General features: G+C 61.1%; 18 protein-coding genes and 1 tRNA gene. 12 read left to right on the top strand and 7 right to left on the bottom strand.

Annotated features, from left to right (window positions below):
- The first annotated feature begins 65 nt into the window (after window positions 1–65).
- The gene (locus H4I99_RS11965; protein WP_163903273.1) at window positions 66–578 is read left to right on the top strand and encodes an RrF2 family transcriptional regulator; all 513 of its coding nucleotides are present in this window, start codon (window positions 66–68) and stop codon (window positions 576–578) included.
- Between the two features lie 13 nt (window positions 579–591).
- Entirely contained in the window at window positions 592–1053 is a 462-nt protein-coding gene (locus H4I99_RS11960; RefSeq protein WP_163903271.1) for a carboxymuconolactone decarboxylase family protein, read from the top strand.
- 32 nt (window positions 1054–1085) lie between these two features.
- On the opposite strand, the gene H4I99_RS11955 is transcribed toward H4I99_RS11960, so the two are convergent.
- From H4I99_RS11955 to H4I99_RS11945, 3 genes are all read right to left on the bottom strand, one after another.
- Window positions 1086–1730, bottom strand: a complete 645-nt coding sequence (locus H4I99_RS11955; RefSeq protein WP_163903269.1) for a YitT family protein — start codon at window positions 1728–1730, stop codon at window positions 1086–1088.
- A 79-nt stretch (window positions 1731–1809) separates the two neighbouring features.
- The gene (locus H4I99_RS11950; RefSeq protein ID WP_244625064.1) at window positions 1810–2430 is read right to left on the bottom strand and encodes a YitT family protein; all 621 of its coding nucleotides are present in this window, start codon (window positions 2428–2430) and stop codon (window positions 1810–1812) included.
- Window positions 2431–2564: 134 nt separating this feature from the next.
- Window positions 2565–3509 (bottom strand): class I SAM-dependent DNA methyltransferase, encoded by a 945-nt coding sequence (locus H4I99_RS11945; protein ID WP_163903267.1) that lies wholly within the window; start codon window positions 3507–3509, stop codon window positions 2565–2567.
- Between the two features lie 144 nt (window positions 3510–3653).
- On the opposite strand from H4I99_RS11945, the gene H4I99_RS11940 reads away from it, so the two are divergent.
- From H4I99_RS11940 to H4I99_RS11930, 3 genes are read left to right on the top strand one after another with little or no spacing between them, the layout of a single operon-like run.
- Window positions 3654–3920 (top strand): DUF6460 domain-containing protein, encoded by a 267-nt coding sequence (locus H4I99_RS11940; RefSeq protein ID WP_099056561.1) that lies wholly within the window; start codon window positions 3654–3656, stop codon window positions 3918–3920.
- A 1-nt stretch (window position 3921) separates the two neighbouring features.
- The gene (locus H4I99_RS11935) at window positions 3922–4431 is read left to right on the top strand and encodes a CAP domain-containing protein (RefSeq protein WP_163903265.1); all 510 of its coding nucleotides are present in this window, start codon (window positions 3922–3924) and stop codon (window positions 4429–4431) included.
- A gap of 33 nt (window positions 4432–4464) precedes the next feature.
- Complete coding sequence (locus H4I99_RS11930; protein WP_163903263.1) at window positions 4465–5808, top strand: MATE family efflux transporter; 1344 nt, start codon at window positions 4465–4467, stop codon at window positions 5806–5808.
- Here H4I99_RS11930 and H4I99_RS11925 read toward each other — a convergent pair.
- On the bottom strand, window positions 5784–6872 hold the full coding sequence (locus H4I99_RS11925; RefSeq protein ID WP_163906062.1) for a quinone-dependent dihydroorotate dehydrogenase: 1089 nt from the start codon (window positions 6870–6872) through the stop codon (window positions 5784–5786). The two genes, H4I99_RS11930 and H4I99_RS11925, sit on opposite strands and share 25 nt — an antisense overlap.
- Complete coding sequence (locus tag H4I99_RS11920; protein ID WP_244625040.1) at window positions 6872–7216, bottom strand: DUF952 domain-containing protein; 345 nt, start codon at window positions 7214–7216, stop codon at window positions 6872–6874. Before H4I99_RS11920 ends, H4I99_RS11925 begins: the two co-directional genes overlap by 1 nt.
- Window positions 7217–7351: 135 nt before the next feature.
- On the opposite strand from H4I99_RS11920, the gene H4I99_RS11915 reads away from it, so the two are divergent.
- The 5 genes from H4I99_RS11915 to H4I99_RS11895 all read left to right on the top strand — a co-directional run bounded on the left by H4I99_RS11915 (window position 7352) and on the right by H4I99_RS11895 (window position 10621).
- Complete coding sequence (locus H4I99_RS11915) at window positions 7352–7765, top strand: hypothetical protein (protein WP_163906060.1); 414 nt, start codon at window positions 7352–7354, stop codon at window positions 7763–7765.
- A gap of 86 nt (window positions 7766–7851) precedes the next feature.
- Window positions 7852–8499 (top strand): response regulator, encoded by a 648-nt coding sequence (locus H4I99_RS11910; RefSeq protein ID WP_163903259.1) that lies wholly within the window; start codon window positions 7852–7854, stop codon window positions 8497–8499.
- Between the two features lie 139 nt (window positions 8500–8638).
- Window positions 8639–9295, top strand: coding sequence for a S24 family peptidase (locus tag H4I99_RS11905; RefSeq protein ID WP_163903257.1), 657 nt, complete (start codon window positions 8639–8641; stop codon window positions 9293–9295).
- Window positions 9296–9307: 12 nt separating this feature from the next.
- Complete coding sequence (locus H4I99_RS11900; RefSeq protein WP_163903255.1) at window positions 9308–10033, top strand: thermonuclease family protein; 726 nt, start codon at window positions 9308–9310, stop codon at window positions 10031–10033.
- 174 nt (window positions 10034–10207) lie between these two features.
- Complete coding sequence (locus tag H4I99_RS11895) at window positions 10208–10621, top strand: tellurite resistance TerB family protein (protein ID WP_163903253.1); 414 nt, start codon at window positions 10208–10210, stop codon at window positions 10619–10621.
- 28 nt (window positions 10622–10649) lie between these two features.
- Here the strand turns inward: H4I99_RS11895 and H4I99_RS11890 are convergent, their stop codons facing one another.
- Complete coding sequence (locus tag H4I99_RS11890) at window positions 10650–11525, bottom strand: transporter substrate-binding domain-containing protein (protein WP_163903251.1); 876 nt, start codon at window positions 11523–11525, stop codon at window positions 10650–10652.
- Window positions 11526–11583: 58 nt separating this feature from the next.
- Here H4I99_RS11890 and H4I99_RS11885 point away from each other — a divergent pair, with 58 nt between their 5' ends.
- Both H4I99_RS11885 and H4I99_RS11880 read left to right on the top strand, forming a co-directional pair.
- On the top strand, window positions 11584–13557 hold the full coding sequence (locus H4I99_RS11885; protein WP_163903249.1) for a glycosyltransferase family 2 protein: 1974 nt from the start codon (window positions 11584–11586) through the stop codon (window positions 13555–13557).
- 87 nt (window positions 13558–13644) lie between these two features.
- Complete coding sequence (locus H4I99_RS11880) at window positions 13645–14865, top strand: MFS transporter (protein WP_163903247.1); 1221 nt, start codon at window positions 13645–13647, stop codon at window positions 14863–14865.
- Window positions 14866–14869: 4 nt separating this feature from the next.
- On the opposite strand, the gene H4I99_RS11875 is transcribed toward H4I99_RS11880, so the two are convergent.
- Window positions 14870–14943: transfer RNA gene (locus H4I99_RS11875), tRNA-Gly, on the bottom strand.
- Window positions 14944–14964 lie beyond the last annotated feature (21 nt).

The following is a 14964-nucleotide window of genomic DNA, read 5'->3' as shown; positions in this document are numbered from 1 at the left end:
AGAAGCGTCATTGACAGCATTCAGAATCACGGATAATTATTATCCATGATTAGGAGGCGACGAGAATGAAACTGGGTGACGGCGTCGAACAGGCCATTCACAGCATGACCATGCTGGCTTCGCTTTCCGGAGATGGCGTCCTGTCGGCAGCGGCGCTTGCGGAGTTTCATGGAGTGTCGCCGAGCTATCTCCTCAAGCATCTGCAGGCGCTTTCGGCCGCCGGGTTGGTGACGACCGTTCCCGGCCCCAAGGGCGGATATCGCCTCGCGCGGAAAGCGAGCGCGATCACCCTGCTCGACATCGTGATCGCGGTGGAAGGCCCGCAGCCGGCCTTCCGTTGTCAGGAAATCCGCCAGCGGGGACCCGATCCCCTCCCGCTGCGATACTTCGAAAAACCATGCGGGATTGCCGCTGCGATGCTGGCGGCAGAGCGGGTCTACCGGGCAGAGCTCAGGAAGACGAGCATCGCGGATCTGATTTCGGATCTGCAGACCACCGATGACGGAGGGATCGCCGCCCGCGGCTGCGCCTTCCTTGAACTCAACGAACGTAAATCCGCCCGCCAGGGGCAGGAATGAAAGGAAGAAAGCCATGCATCCGCGTCTCGATCTCCAGAAGGCATCCCCGGCCGCATTCAAGGCCGTCTATGCGCTCGAACTCTTCGTGCAGAAGAGCGGCCTAAGCCGCGCCGAAATCCACCTGATCAAGCTTCGCGCATCGATCATCAACGGCTGCGCCTATTGCGTCGACATGCATGTGAAGGAATCCCGCCATGACGGGCTTTCGGAACAGTGGATCAACCTGATGAGCGTATGGCGGGAATCGCCCATCTACACACCGCGTGAACGTGCCCTGCTGGGCTGGGTCGATGCCGTCACCAATATTGCCGGCACCGGCGCACCGGACGCCGAGTTCCAGGCACTGAGAGAGCACTTCAGCGAAACGGAAATCTCCAACATCACCGTGGCGATCGGGACCATCAATGTCTGGAACCGCCTCGCCGTCGGCTTCCGCTCCCAGCACCCGCTCGACCAGCCGGCCGTTGCAGCCTGATATCAGCCGGCTTGAGGCCAGCCGAAAGACCGTTACATCGCGATGTAGCGGTCTTTCCGATGATTGATGGCAAGCGTCAGATTGAGCACGACAGCGCCCATGACCGAGCAGAAGATGATGAAGGGCGTGGCGACGAAGAAGGAAAATACCAGCACGAGGCCATCGAAGCCGAGCTGAACCAATCCGGCGCGCCAGCCGAAACGATCCTGCAGGTAGAGCGCAAGGATACCGAACCCGCCAAGGCTCGCCCGATGGCGAAACAGCGCCAGCATGCCTGTCCCCACCAGCAGTCCGCCGAAGACGCCGGCGATCAGGGGATCGAGCGAGGAAAAGGATATGAAGCGCGGCAGCGTTGCCGTCAGGAATGACGTCAGGGCGACGGCGGAAAAGGTCTTGATGGTGAAGGCAGCGCCGAGCTGCCGGTAGGCGAAGTAATAGAACGGCAGGTTGAGGACGAAGAAGATGGGACCGAAGCCGATCTCCGTCATGTAGTGCAGCAGGAAGGCGACGCCCGCCGTTCCGCCCGAGAGCAATTTTCCACCCGACAGCAGCAGAACACCAAAAGCAGCCAGCATACTGCCGGCGAGAACACCCTGCACATCGTCCACGAGTGAGTGCCTTTCGGCTGAAGACGCCAGCAAACCCTTGAACCGCGTCTTCACTTCACCCGTCGCCATTCACTACCCCTGCCAATGAAAGCCCTCACACCTCGGTATCGCGCCAAAGGCGATTGCTCAAGAGGCACGACGCTTATGGTCAGCGAAGAGCGATGTAGCGATCCGAACGGTGGTTGATCGTCAGAAAGAGATTGAGCACCACGGCTCCGACAACCGAATAGACCACCACCATGGGCGAAAGCACCGCAAAGGCCAACGCCATGATGCAGAGGTCGAAGGCAAGCTGGACGAGACCGGCGCGGACGCCGAAACGATCCTGGATATAGACCGCAAGAATGCCAAGGCCGCCAAGGCTTGCACGGTGTCGATAAAGCGCCAGAAGGCCGAAGCCGAGAAGCAGGCCGCCAAGAACTGCAGCCCAGAAGGGCGCGACCGTCTCGATGACGAGGAAACGGCTTTCGATTTCGACGAGGAAGGAGGTCAGGCCGACCGCCACGAAGGTCTTCAGGGTGAAATCGACCCCGACGCGACGCAGGGAAAGCCAGTAGAACGGCAGGTTGAGCAGGAAGAAGAGAAGACCGAAGCTCACACCGCTCCAGTAGTGAAGGACAAAAGCGAGGCCGGCCATGCCGCCGGTCAGCAATCCCACCTTTGCCAGAAGATAGAGGCCAAGCGCGGAAATCATGGCACCTGCCAGAATTCCCTGTACGTCTTCCACGGGCGTGTGACGGGACGGATTGGTGTTCCAGATACCCAACATGCTGCTGATCTGCGCCACGCCACCATCTCCAGAAACAAGTTTAGAAGCCAACAGGGTAGCGCAGATTCGGGCGTCCGCAAGCACGATATGTAAGCCATGCTGACCCATTGCAAACTTCGCAATTTTCAGTCGGTTCAGCCCTTTCGCACCGCAATAAACAAAATGCCGGAGACCGGTTTTCCGCCATCCATGCGAATGACGGTTCGCTCCAGTTCCGCCACATCGAAGCCTGCTGCGGCAAGCCTTCTTCGGACATGGGCCTCGGAATGGGCATAGCGAAGCGATGGCGCCAGATGGAAGCCGTCATCGCAGCCCGCATCCTCGACGGAAAATGCAAAGTACGCACCCCGATCGGAAAGCTTGGATACGAGAGAAAAGGGTGCTTCCAGATCGCCGAGATACATCAGCACGTCGGCAGCCGTCAGAAGGTCGGCGCGATGGGGCGAGAGGCCGTCAACGAACAGTCCCGAGCCTTCAGCGTCGAGCGAGAGGTCCGCGCGTGCGAGAAAATCATACACGCCCTTCTCTTCCGCCTTGGCCAGCATATTGACCGAGAGATCGAAGCCTTCAAGGCGTTCCACGACCGAACGGATCTCGACGCCGAAAAGGCCTGTCCCGCAACCAAGATCGATAGCCAGCCGGAAAGGCCCGCACTCTCCACGATATCGCTTCAGCAGCGCCGAGAGCTTCTCCGGCACGCTGTAGTCGAGCCGCTCCACGAGCGCCGTTTCAAAACGGTCGGCATAATCGTCAAACAGCGCCTCGACATAACGGCTCGGGGGCTGGTCCGGGACGTCGATGGCGCCGAGCAGCGCCAGTTTCAGCCGCGCGCCGAAAATCTCTTCGTGATCGAGTTCCTGCACCTTGCGGAGCGCCGTTATCGCACCGTCGCCATTCCCGGCCTTTTCCAGATATTCGGCAAAGCGAAGCCAGCCGGCAGCCCATGCGGGCGCGAGTTCCAGCGCCTGCTCCATCAATTCGGCTGCTGCCGCAGGATCGCCACTTTCGGCAAGCATGCGGGCATAATCGGCGCGGCGGTCGGCGATGACGTCACCGGACGAGAACTGGGTCAGCTGCATGGTGAAACCTCTGGCGGCGCGCGGTCTTGACCGATACGCGAGAAAAACACAAGAGCTATTTGGCGCATAGCAAGACGCCGGGAACCATGGCTTGCTTGCGCAAGGGAATGCGTCGTCCTATCTCAGGCGAAACAGGAGATTTGCATGTCGGATCGAGTGAACAGATTTCTGGGCGATACGCCGGGCCGGACCCTCGTCAAGCTTTTGGTCGTATCGCTGATCGTCGGCTTCATCATGACGGTGTTCGGCATCTATCCGCTCGACATCGTCGATGGCATCCGCCACTTCTTCCTCGAGCTCTGGTACAGGGGCTTCTCCGCACTCGGCCGGGTCGGCGACTATCTGCTGCTCGGTGCAACGGTGGTCATCCCTATCTTCATCGTTCTCCGCCTCTTCGGAAGCCGCAACTGACATGACGCATTCCGTGTTCGTCCAGCCCTTGCCGCGTCGCGGCCTCCTGATCCTTGCCGGCAGCGGGCTGGCGCTTTTGCTCGCCAGCTGCCGCAGCACGGAAGTGCTGACCGTTTCGGACGATGCGGCCCAGCCGGAGACCGATGCCGCCCTTCCCCTCGTCAACGCATTGCGAGCGAGGAACGGGCTTTCCACGCTTTCCAAGAGCCCGGCGGCGGAAACGGCGGCGATCTTCCAGGCGCGGCGCATGGCCAGGGCCGACAAGATGTCCCATGTCATCGGCTTCAACGACAGTTTCTTCAGCCGCATGAAAGCTGGCGAGGTACCGCTGCCCGCCGCCGAAAACATTGCGACCGGGCAGGACACAGTCGAGCGCGCCGTCCAGGCGTGGATCGACTCGAAGAAGCATCTCGAAAACATGCTCGGCCGATATAACGGGCTTGGCGTTGCCGTGGCCCGCGCGCCCTCTTCCGCCAACAGACCTTTCTGGGCCATGGTGCTCTCGGCCTGAGCGATTCCCGCCCGGCCGGAAAAGAGAGGCGGCATGGATCAGGCCGGCAGACAGCATAATTCCTTCGCGGTGACGCACCGACTGGTGTTGTCGATCGCCGTTCCCATGACACTCGGTTTCGTCACCACGCCACTGCTCGGCCTCACAGGAACGGCGGTAGTAGGACGCACCGGTTCGGCGGAAGCCCTTGCGGGGCTCGCAATCGCCGCCGTGCTTTTCGACCTGATCTATGCCGGCTTCGGCTTCGTACGCGCCTCGACCACGGCGCTGACGGCACAGGCGCTCGGCAGGGGCGACAAGACTGAACAGCAGGCCGTGTTCTACCGTTCCTTCCTGCTGTCGCTCTGTCTTGGCATCGTCATTCTTGCGCTGTCACCGCTGATCCTGACAACCGGCGTCGCTCTCATGGGGGCAACGGGACCGGTCGCCGAAGCGACATCGACCTATTTCGCCATCCGCGTGCTTGGAGCGCCGCTGACGCTCGGCAATTTCACCCTGCTCGGGTCGGTACTCGGCATGGGGCGCGGCTCCGTCGGACTGGCGCTGCAGATCCTGCTGAACGGTGTCAACATCGTCATGTCGATCTGGCTGGGCCTGTGGCTCGATTTCGGCATTGCCGGCGTCGCATGGGGGACGCTTACGGGCGAAGCCGTCGCCTTCATCGCCGGGCTCACCTACATGCTGTTTGCCTTTCGCGGAACCCTGCGCCCCAAACTGGCGACCGTGCTTTCGCGAGAAAAACTGAAGGCGCTGTTTGCGATCAACCGCGACATCATGATCCGTTCGCTGGCGCTGGTGGCCGCCTTCACGCTGCAAACCCGGGTCGGCACGCTTTTCGGGCCGGAACTGCTGGCGGCCAATGCACTGCTGATGAATTTTTTCTTGATCGCGAGCTTCTTCCTCGACGGCATGGCCAACGCCGCCGAACAAATCACCGGCCGGGCGATCGGCGCCCGCTTCCGCCCCGGTTTTGAACGGGCAATCAAGCTGACTGCCATCTGGTCGTTCGGACTTGCGGCCGCCTGCGCCCTGTTCTTCCTGTTGCTCGGCGGTACGCTCATCGACGTCATGACTACTTCGGAGCCTGTCCGGGCAATGGCGCGCGATTTCCTGCCTTGGGCGGCACTGACCGCTCTGACCGGAGCGCTGGCTTTCCAGATGGACGGCGTCTTTATCGGGGCAACATGGTCGCGCGAGATGCGCAACATGATGCTGCTCGCGCTTGCCGGTTATTGCGCCGCGCTCGCGCTATTTGCCTCGATGCTCGGCAATCACGGCCTATGGCTGGCACTCAACATCTTTCTGGCGCTACGCGGCCTGACGCTTGCTGCGATCCTGCCGCGCAAGCTTGCTCAGACCTTTGCCGCCAGCCAGTGATCGAGCCTGCTGTCCCGCAGGTCCGAAATCGAGTTTACCTTCTCCCGGTCCATAAGAGCCGAGAGACCACGGACGATGCTGCCGGGAAGACCCGGGCCTTCATAAACCATGCAGGAATAGAGCTGAACTAGATCGGCGCCCGCGCGGATCTTTTCCAGCGCCGTCTCGGCGGAGGAAACACCGCCAACGCCGATGATGGGAAGCCTGGCGCCGACCCGCTTGCGCATGCGCGCCAGAACAGCCGTCGACTTTTCGAACAGCGGTCGACCGGACAAGCCACCGGCTTCGCCGGCAAGACGGGCATCTGAGAGGCCCTCGCGGGACAGCGTGGTGTTGGAAACGATCAGGCCATCGAGATCATGAGCCAACGCTTCCGCCGCGATATCGTCCATGCCCTCTTCGGTCAGATCCGGCGCGATCTTGAGGAAGACCGGACGTCTCTTGCCGGTCGCCGTTGCTCCCTCGTCCCGGGCTGCTAGAACGGCGGAGAGAAGGGCCGCCAGGCTTTCACGCGCCTGCAAGTCGCGCAGGCCGGGCGTATTCGGTGATGAGATGTTGACGGTGAAATAATCCGCGGCGGACTGGAAGCGCCTGATGCCGAGGACATAATCGCCGATGCGATCCTCGCTGTCCTTGTTGGCGCCGATGTTGACGCCGACAAGCCCGCCGGGACGGCGTGCGGTCAGCCGGGTGAAGGCCGCCTCATGTCCCTCATTGTTGAAGCCCAGTCGATTGATCACCGCCATGTCCCGCTCCAGACGGAAGATACGCGGCTTTGGATTGCCTGACTGGGGCTTCGGGGTCAGCGTACCGACTTCGGCGAAACCAAAGCCGAGGCGCAGAAGCGCATCCGGCACCTCGGCGTTTTTGTCATAGCCGGCAGCCATGCCGAGTGGATTTGGGAAACGCAGGCCTGCAACCGTCACGGCGAGACGCCGATCGGAGGACAGGCGGCAAGCCGGCAGAATGCCGGATTTCAGCGCTGTGATGGACATGCCATGCGCCGTTTCCGCATCGAAGAGGAAAAGGCCGCGGCGGGCAAAGGTCTTGAAAGCATCGATCATCATGCCATCTCCGGAAATTCGTGGGAGCCATCCGCCCTCAGCGGCAGCGGCTTTTCCCAAAGTACCGCGCCCATCGGCAGGTTTGCGTAGAGATGCGGGAAGAGCTCTCCGCCGCGCGATGGCTCGTAACGCAAGGCATCGCCGAGCGCAGCCGCTTCGACCGCGACCAGCAGCAGCCCGGAGACGCCGGCAAAGTAACGCCGAGCCGTCTCCACGGCCTGCGCCCCGGTCGAAAAATGGATGTAACCATCCTGCAGATCTATGGACGCTCCGCGAAATAAACCTTCGGCCCGCGCCTCATGCCATAATTCCTGCGGCACGATCTTGTATATGATGCGTTCCAAGGGCGCGTCCTTCCGTCTCCGATGCGATCGATGCATGCGGTTTGCCGGAAAGTGCCAGGATTGTCCACGGCCATCGCCGGTCATCCTCTGGTGGTGAGCCATTTCGGGAGAGACATCATGAAACCGATAAGCCTGATGGCAGCCTCGTTGATGAGCGTGATAGCGTGCAGCGCCCTTCCGGCCCTTGCCCAGGACGCAGATACGAACCGTTTCTCACTCGAAAAGACGGATTCGGGCTTCGTCCGTCTCGATCGCAAGACCGGAGCGCTTACACTCTGTCAAGAAAAGGACGGCACGCTGACCTGCCGGATGGCCGCCGACGAACGCGCAGCCTACGAAGAGGAACTGGATCGCCTGGAAAAGCGGGTCGCAGCGCTTGAAAGGAAGCAGGGCGAAGGCCAACCTCTTGCGAGATCAAGCGAAAACCTGCCGTCCGATGAAGAGGTCGAACGCTCGATCGGCATCATGGAGCGCTTCATGCGCTCATTCTTCGGACTGGTCGAAGAATTCAAGCAACAGGAAGAGAATAGCCCACCAAACAAAACATAGACCATTGTATATATTCACAGCAGCGGCTAAAAGAAAAACATCCGCCCGCGCGGTTTAAGGACTTTGCTCTTGGGAGGGGGCTCGACATGACGGCATCCACTTTCATCATTGCAGACGACCATCCGCTCTTTCGCGGCGCGCTTCGGCAGGCCGCCAGCGGATTTGACGGAGAGCAGGCCATCATCGAGGCCGGTGATTTTGAAGCCGCGCGCAAGGCCGCATCCGCCCACCCCGAAGCCGACCTCCTGCTTCTGGATCTAGCCATGCCCGGCGTATCGGGCTTCTCGGGCCTGATGGCTCTGCGCGCCGAATTCGCCAGCCTGCCGATCGTCATCGTATCGGCCTCCGACGATCCGACCACCATCCGCCGCGCGCTGGAACTCGGAGCTTCCGGCTTCATTTCGAAATCTTCGGGCATCGAGGACATCCGCGCCGCGATTCAGGCCGTTCTGGAAGGCGACATCTGGACACCGAAATTCTATCAAGGCGGCCAGGAGCAGGATCCAGACGTCGCAGACCTCATCAATCGCCTGCGCACGTTGACCCCGCAGCAGAGCCGCGTTCTGGGTATGCTCGGCGAGGGCCTGCTCAACAAGCAGATAGCCTATGAACTCGGCGTTTCGGAAGCCACCATCAAGGCCCATGTTTCCGCGATCCTCCTGAAGCTCAAGGTCGACAGCCGCACGCAGGCGGTCATCCAGCTCGGCAAGATCAACATGGCGATGGTCGCCTGATCGGGCAGCGCATATCAATAGAGGATTTTATTCCTCTTTTAATCTTTACTCCCGCAACAAGCTCCGTTAGAGTCGCGGCCAGCGCCTGGGCCATAAGGATCTTTCAAGGATCACCGCCGGGCTTGGAGCATGGGCGACAATGCTTTCGCACGACAAGATCTGGGCCGCGATCGACCGGCTTGCCGAACGCCATCAGCTGACACCTTCCGGACTGGCGCGTCGCGCCGGGCTGGATCCCACGTCATTTAACAAGTCCAAGCGCATTGCATCCGACGGGCGCATGCGCTGGCCTTCGACGGAATCGATCTCCAAAGTGCTCGATGCCACAGGTTCCAGCATCGACCAGTTCATGAGCTATATCCAGGGTGAGAGCAGCGTTCCAAACGGATCGTTCCCGCCGCAGACCGGATCAATCCCGCTGCTCGGCTTTGCCCAGGCAGGTGCCGGCGGCTTTTTCGATGACGGCGGATTTCCGGCCGGCCAAGGCTGGGATCTCGTAGAATTCCCGGCGGCCCCAGGTCTCAAGTCAGGTGTCTATGCGCTGGAGGTACAGGGCGATAGTATGAAACCGCTCTATCGGGATGGCGACGTGCTGATCGTCGAGCCGGGCGCTCAGGTGCGCCGCGGCGACCGGGTGGTGGTGAAGACACGTGAAGGCGAAGTGATGGCCAAGGTGCTTGCCCGCCAGAGCGCAAAAGCGATCGAACTCGTCTCGCTCAACCCTGAGCACCCAAACCGCAATCTCGACATGACAGACGTCGAATGGATCGCCCGCATCATCTGGGCCAGCCAATAGGAATTACGACCTATGCGATCAGCGTCCACGCTCGTCATCGGCATTGCAGGTCTCGCAATCTGGGGAATTGCGGTGGTGGCGGGCGCTCGCAGCGTCAGCATCGGCGAGGAAACGGCCGCCGACTTCGACCCCTCGAGCATGGAAACCATCGATATCACCGAGGTTCCGCCGGCCACGACGCCGCCGGCTTCGGCCGAAGAGCCGGACCTGTCCGTGCCGGCAGATGTCGACGACGAACAGCCGTCATCAAGCCAGCCTGCAGAGGCTGCGGCAGAAACGACCGGCGAGACCATCATCGCGCAGGCGGCCCCACAGCAGCCAGCCACGGCACAGACACAAGCGCCCGACGGCGGTCGCGAAGGAATAGACCTGCCCCGGCCGCAGACCTCGGGCGCCGGCATCCTGACCTTCGGGGAAGAGACCGTGAAACTTGCCGATATCGAACCTACGGATCCCGCCCGCACATGCACCGGCGCCGGTGGCACGCAATGGCCCTGCGGGATGCTCGCCCGGACCCAGCAGCGGCTGTTCATCAGAAACCGCACTGTCAACTGCGACATCGATAGCGTCGAGTGGCAGGGAACGCTTGAAACCCATTGCCGGCTTGGAGAGATTGACCTTTCCTCCTGGCTTGCTGAAAATGGCTGGGTTGATACACCGGACGGTTCCCCACTCCGGCCGCTCACGGAAAAAGCGCGTTCCTCGCGCCTCGGCCTGTTTGGCGGAGACCCGCGCTGACCATAGAGCGCGCTTCGATCCGATTGAAACAGATCGGCGCTTTAAGACTTTCTTTTTTGAAGCAGAATCTTGTCGATCCTCGTTTCACTCCGGTCGGATTACGCTCTAAGACGAACTTGAAAGCGTCGCCCTCACTTCCTACTCTCGGTCAAAACAACGAGGATCTCCAAACAGATGACAAATCGCGTAACGCCCCATGACGCCCTTATCTTCGTCATGGTGATGGCCTCAGCAGTCGACAATTCGATGAACGAGAAGGAGTTGCGCCGGATCGGCCAATTGATCGATATCCTTCCGGTGTTCGAGGGTTTCGACAAGGAGCGGCTGATCGAGGTTTCGCAACACTGCGCGGAAATCCTCTCGGGGCAGGAAGGCCTCGATATCGCGCTTGAAACCATCAAGGACGCGTTGCCCCCGCAGGCCTACCGCGCTGCCTACGCGCTCGCCGTCGAAATCATGGCCGTCGACCTTGCTGTCAAGCCGGAAGAGATCCGTCTTCTTCAACTGCTCAGGGACCGGCTCCACCTGGACAAGCTGACGTGCGCGGCAATCGAGCACTCCGCCGTTATTCGCTATCGTCCGCTCTAAACGCATTGCGATCGAGTCCGGCTCTGTCTCAGAACAGGCCGTAAGGGAAATATCGCAGATAGATCTCTTCCAGCCGACCGTCATGGGACAGGGCGGCAAGCGCGCTGTCGATCGCCTGAACCAGAGTGGCATCGTCCTTCTTGACCATGATGGTCAGGCCTTCTCCGAGGAAGCGCTCTGACACATAAGGACCATCAAACAAGGCGCAACAGCCGGCCGACGCTTCCCCCGAGGCCCAGAAGGATAGCTGGAGACCATCGGCGAAGACAGCATCGACCTTCTTCTGCTTCAGGTCCTCCAACATCGCGGCCCTGTCGGCAAAACCGACGGCGCGGATGTCCGGGAAGAAGGATTTCAGCATGGCCTCATAGGCCGTACCGGTGAGAACTCCCACCGGACGGCCGAAGAGGGCGCGGGCATCGTCGCCGGCAAGCTCCGCCTGCTTGTTGCGGACGAACCGCGCCGGCAACATCATGTAAGGGCGCGAGAAAGCAAAGCGCTGACGCAGCCGGTCCGTGACTGCGACACCGGCAATCACCGCTTCGCCCTGATCGCCTTCCAGCGCGGTCTCAAGCTCCGCATAGGGCAAGGCCTGGATCTGGCACCTGTTCTCGATACCGAGTTCGACGCAAATTGCGCGGGCAAGCTCCACATGGAAGCCGGCCAGTCGGCCGGTCTGGTCGGTGAAATTGAAGGGTGGGAAATCCGTCGTCGTAAGAAAGCGCAACCGCAATAATGTCGAGAGATCCGGGCGAACGAGCCTCTCGCGCACATCGAACATCACCGGCATGTCATCGGCCCGAGGCGAAGCCGGCGCGCCGAACATGGAAAAAAGCGCCAGAACACACACAAAGGTGAAGCGGAACCCCCTGAAATCCGGGGATGAAAACGTGGCCTGCTTCATTATCATACCGATCCAGGGGAATGTGGGGCGTCATCACGTATGACGATGTAACAGAGTCATGCAAATCGGGGAATACGGCAGTCCGGAACACGCGGCCGCCAAAGTGGTGTTGCGTGAAAAATCCGAAAACCTTGCAACGGCGGATGGCGGCGGTGGAGATCTATCCTCGCTGCAGGACGAGGCACTCGTCCTGAAATCGCTGGGCTTCGCAAAGCCGCTGATCGCCCGCATGGGCCGGGCGGCGCTCGCAAACCGCACGACAATCGAACGGGAACTGCTGACCAGTGGTCATGTGCGCGAAGAAGCCTATTACGAAGCCATGGCCCGGTTGCTTGGGCTACCCTTCGTCGAGGCCATTCCAGAGACCGCGGTCGTCGATCATCGGGGTCTCGACAGCCAACTGAAGCGCCCCTGCACGCTCCGCCTGCACGATGCGAGCCGCCCACCGGTGACGCTGATTGCTCCTGAGGCAAAACGCATCGACCACCTGATCGAACGCCTTCAACGCTTTCCCGCACTACGAAATGCACTCGCGATCGCCACACCTTCGGCGATCCGCGCGGCCGCCTGGAAAGCCGGTTCGGAACGACGGGTGGAGAGAACCGTCAATCACCTCTTCGAAGAAAAGCCCCGGCATTCGGCCCGCATCGTCATGACGGGACGGCAGGGCTTTTTCGCCGGAACCCTGCTCAGCCTCGCCATCGCATTCTTCCTGCTTCTGCCGGAAGAGGCCGTACTGACGACCCATATCGTCCTGTCCCTTCTCTATCTCGCGGCGCTGCAGCTTCGTCTTGCGGCTCTGGTCCATGGCAACAGTCGGAAGAGTCATCTGCCCGCCAACCAGTGGGATGGCGAATTGCCCGTCTATACGGTGCTCGTCGCGCTCTACAGGGAGCAGGACGTCGTGCCGCAACTTCTCGCCGCGCTAGATCGCCTCGATTGGCCGCGTTCCCGGCTGGACATCAAGCTGGTTTGCGAAGCCGATGACGAGGCGACGATTTCCGCCATCCGGGCGCTCGCACCCGGTCCCCACATCGAGATCGTCGAAGTGCCGCCCATGGCGCCGCGCACCAAGCCGAAGGCTCTCACCTATGCGCTCGCCGGCGCGCGGGGTTCCTATGTCGCAGTATACGATGCGGAAGACCGGCCGCATCCCGGCCAATTGCGGGAAGCCCACGCCAGATTTCTCGCATCCCCGCCGGAAGTCGCATGCCTGCAGGCTCCACTCATCATTACCAACATTGAACAATCCTATACGAGCGCGCTGTTTGCGCTCGAATATTCGGCACTCTTCCGGCGATTGCTGCCCGTTCTCTCCCGTTACCGGATGCCGCTGCCGCTCGGCGGCACATCGAACCATTTCCGTACCGGCCCGCTCATCGAAGTCGGTGCCTGGGATCCGTTCAACGTCACGGAAGATGCCGACCTCGGCATGCGGCTCTACCGGCAGGGTTATCGTTCGGAAACCATGCGCCGCCAGACACTGGAAGATGCGCCGACCACCACACGGGTCTGGCTGGGTCAACGGACCCGCTGGTTCAAGGGCTGGCTGCAGACATGGCTGGTGCTGATGCGTGAGCCCGTGAAAACGGCCCGTGAGATGGGTGTTGTGGCCTTCGTTGTCGTCCAGTTGATGGTTGGCGGAATGCTGATTTCGTCGCTCGCTCACCCCGCCATCATCATCTTTCTCGCTTCGTCGGCCATTGCCATGATGCAAAGCCCGGCAGAAAATATAGGCTTGCTACAGGCCGTGCTCTTCTCGATCGACTTCATTAACATCTTCGGTAGCTACGCGGCCTTCCTCGCACTTGGAGCCGCTGCAATGACCGAGCATGAGAAGAAGCTGATCGGCCGGCGCTGGGCCGGCGTCCCGTTTTACTGGGTCATGACGTCCGTCGCTGCATGGCGCGCGGTGTTCGAGCTCCGCTCCCGCCCTTTCTTCTGGAACAAGACCCCGCACAAGCCTGTCGCACTCTCGTTGTCATCGGCAACAACTTTACCTGCTGCGAACACACACCCTCAGACCGCTTGACGATAGCGGACGAATCCCGAAACTCTGCGAGGCCTTCGCCATCGATGCAGCGGGCATCGATGCAGGGATGAGCAGGAGCCTCTGGAGATGGGAGACAAGGGCACGGCAAGCGCTGCATGGCGCAGGGTGCCACGCAGCATCTGGGCCATCGGCTTCGTCTCCTTCTTCATGGATATATCCTCGGAAATGATCCATGCGCTGCTGCCGCTCTACATGGTCGGCGTTCTTGGCACTTCAACGCTCGCGGTCGGCATCATCGAGGGTATCGCGGAAGCGACCGCGGCCATTACCAAGGTCTTTTCCGGGGCCTTGAGCGACTGGCTCGGCAAGCGCAAGATGCTTATGGCGTTCGGATATGGACTTGCTGCGCTGACGAAGCCGATCTTTCCGCTGGCGCCCCATGTCGGCTTTCTCGTCACTGCCCGTTTCGTCGACCGCATCGGCAAGGGCGTTCGCGGCGCTCCGCGCGATGCGCTGATCACCGACATCACGCCGCCGGAATTGCTTGGTGCCGCCTTCGGCGTCAGGCAATCGCTGGATACGGCTGGCGCATTGCTTGGTCCCCTGCTCGCCATTCTCTTCATGGCGTTCTTCTCCGATAATTTCACCCTCGTCTTCTGGATCGCCGTGGTACCGGCTTTCCTTTCCGCGGGACTGGCGATCTTTGCGGTCGAGGACCCGAAGCGCGGCGGGGACGAGCACAGGGTGCGCACGCCACTCAGCCGCAAGGAACTCGCCAAGCTCGGAGCGACCTACTGGTGGGTGGTGATCGTCGGATCGGCCTTCACACTGGCGCGTTTCAGCGAGGCCTTCCTCGTGCTCAAGGCACAAGATATCGGCCTTTCGATCGCCCTTGTGCCATCGATCATGGTGGCCATGAATGTCGCCTACTTCCTCTCCGCCTATCCCGTCGGCGCGCTTTCCGACAAGATGAACCGGCTGTCACTGCTCATCACCGGCCTTTTTCTCCTGCTCGCGGCCGATCTCTTGCTTGCTTTCGCACCCGGCCTCGCGGGTCTCCTCATCGGGGCTACGCTCTGGGGCCTGCATATGGGGTTCACGCAGGGACTGCTCGCAACGCTGGTCGCGGACACCGCACCGCCAACATTGCGGGGCACGGCTTTCGGCATGTTCAATCTGGTGACCGGGGTAGCGCTTCTCATCGCCAGCGTGATCGCCGGAGCCTTATGGGACAGCATAGGCCCCACCGGCACCTTCATCGGCGGTGCCATTTTCACGTTGCTGACGCTTCTCGGCCTGCTGCCGCTCCGGCACAGGATCGGCATGACCCACAAAAACACGAGATGAAAGCTGGAGCGGGTGAAGGGAATCGAACCCTCGTATTCAGCTTGGGAAGCTGCTGCTCTACCATTGAGCTACACCCGCGACGGCCCGCACAGTTCCAAC

The organism is Paenirhizobium daejeonense (genome assembly GCF_014280875.1).
In the GTDB taxonomy this organism is placed as follows: Bacteria; Pseudomonadota; Alphaproteobacteria; order Rhizobiales; family Rhizobiaceae; genus Allorhizobium; species Allorhizobium daejeonense.
This window is presented reverse-complemented; position numbering and strand designations above follow the sequence as displayed.

Coding starts and splice junctions, on each gene's coding strand:
- H4I99_RS11965 (WP_163903273.1), top strand. CDS start 66: ATGAAACTGGGTGACGGCGTCGAACAGGCCATTCACAGCATGACCATG.
- H4I99_RS11960 (WP_163903271.1), top strand. CDS start 592: ATGCATCCGCGTCTCGATCTCCAGAAGGCATCCCCGGCCGCATTCAAG.
- H4I99_RS11955 (WP_163903269.1), bottom strand. CDS start 1,730: ATGGCGACGGGTGAAGTGAAGACGCGGTTCAAGGGTTTGCTGGCGTCT.
- H4I99_RS11950 (WP_244625064.1), bottom strand. CDS start 2,430: ATGTTGGGTATCTGGAACACCAATCCGTCCCGTCACACGCCCGTGGAA.
- H4I99_RS11945 (WP_163903267.1), bottom strand. CDS start 3,509: ATGCAGCTGACCCAGTTCTCGTCCGGTGACGTCATCGCCGACCGCCGC.
- H4I99_RS11940 (WP_099056561.1), top strand. CDS start 3,654: ATGTCGGATCGAGTGAACAGATTTCTGGGCGATACGCCGGGCCGGACC.
- H4I99_RS11935 (WP_163903265.1), top strand. CDS start 3,922: ATGACGCATTCCGTGTTCGTCCAGCCCTTGCCGCGTCGCGGCCTCCTG.
- H4I99_RS11930 (WP_163903263.1), top strand. CDS start 4,465: ATGGATCAGGCCGGCAGACAGCATAATTCCTTCGCGGTGACGCACCGA.
- H4I99_RS11925 (WP_163906062.1), bottom strand. CDS start 6,872: ATGATCGATGCTTTCAAGACCTTTGCCCGCCGCGGCCTTTTCCTCTTC.
- H4I99_RS11915 (WP_163906060.1), top strand. CDS start 7,352: ATGGCAGCCTCGTTGATGAGCGTGATAGCGTGCAGCGCCCTTCCGGCC.
- H4I99_RS11910 (WP_163903259.1), top strand. CDS start 7,852: ATGACGGCATCCACTTTCATCATTGCAGACGACCATCCGCTCTTTCGC.
- H4I99_RS11905 (WP_163903257.1), top strand. CDS start 8,639: ATGCTTTCGCACGACAAGATCTGGGCCGCGATCGACCGGCTTGCCGAA.
- H4I99_RS11900 (WP_163903255.1), top strand. CDS start 9,308: ATGCGATCAGCGTCCACGCTCGTCATCGGCATTGCAGGTCTCGCAATC.
- H4I99_RS11895 (WP_163903253.1), top strand. CDS start 10,208: ATGACAAATCGCGTAACGCCCCATGACGCCCTTATCTTCGTCATGGTG.
- H4I99_RS11890 (WP_163903251.1), bottom strand. CDS start 11,525: ATGAAGCAGGCCACGTTTTCATCCCCGGATTTCAGGGGGTTCCGCTTC.
- H4I99_RS11885 (WP_163903249.1), top strand. CDS start 11,584: ATGCAAATCGGGGAATACGGCAGTCCGGAACACGCGGCCGCCAAAGTG.
- H4I99_RS11880 (WP_163903247.1), top strand. CDS start 13,645: ATGGGAGACAAGGGCACGGCAAGCGCTGCATGGCGCAGGGTGCCACGC.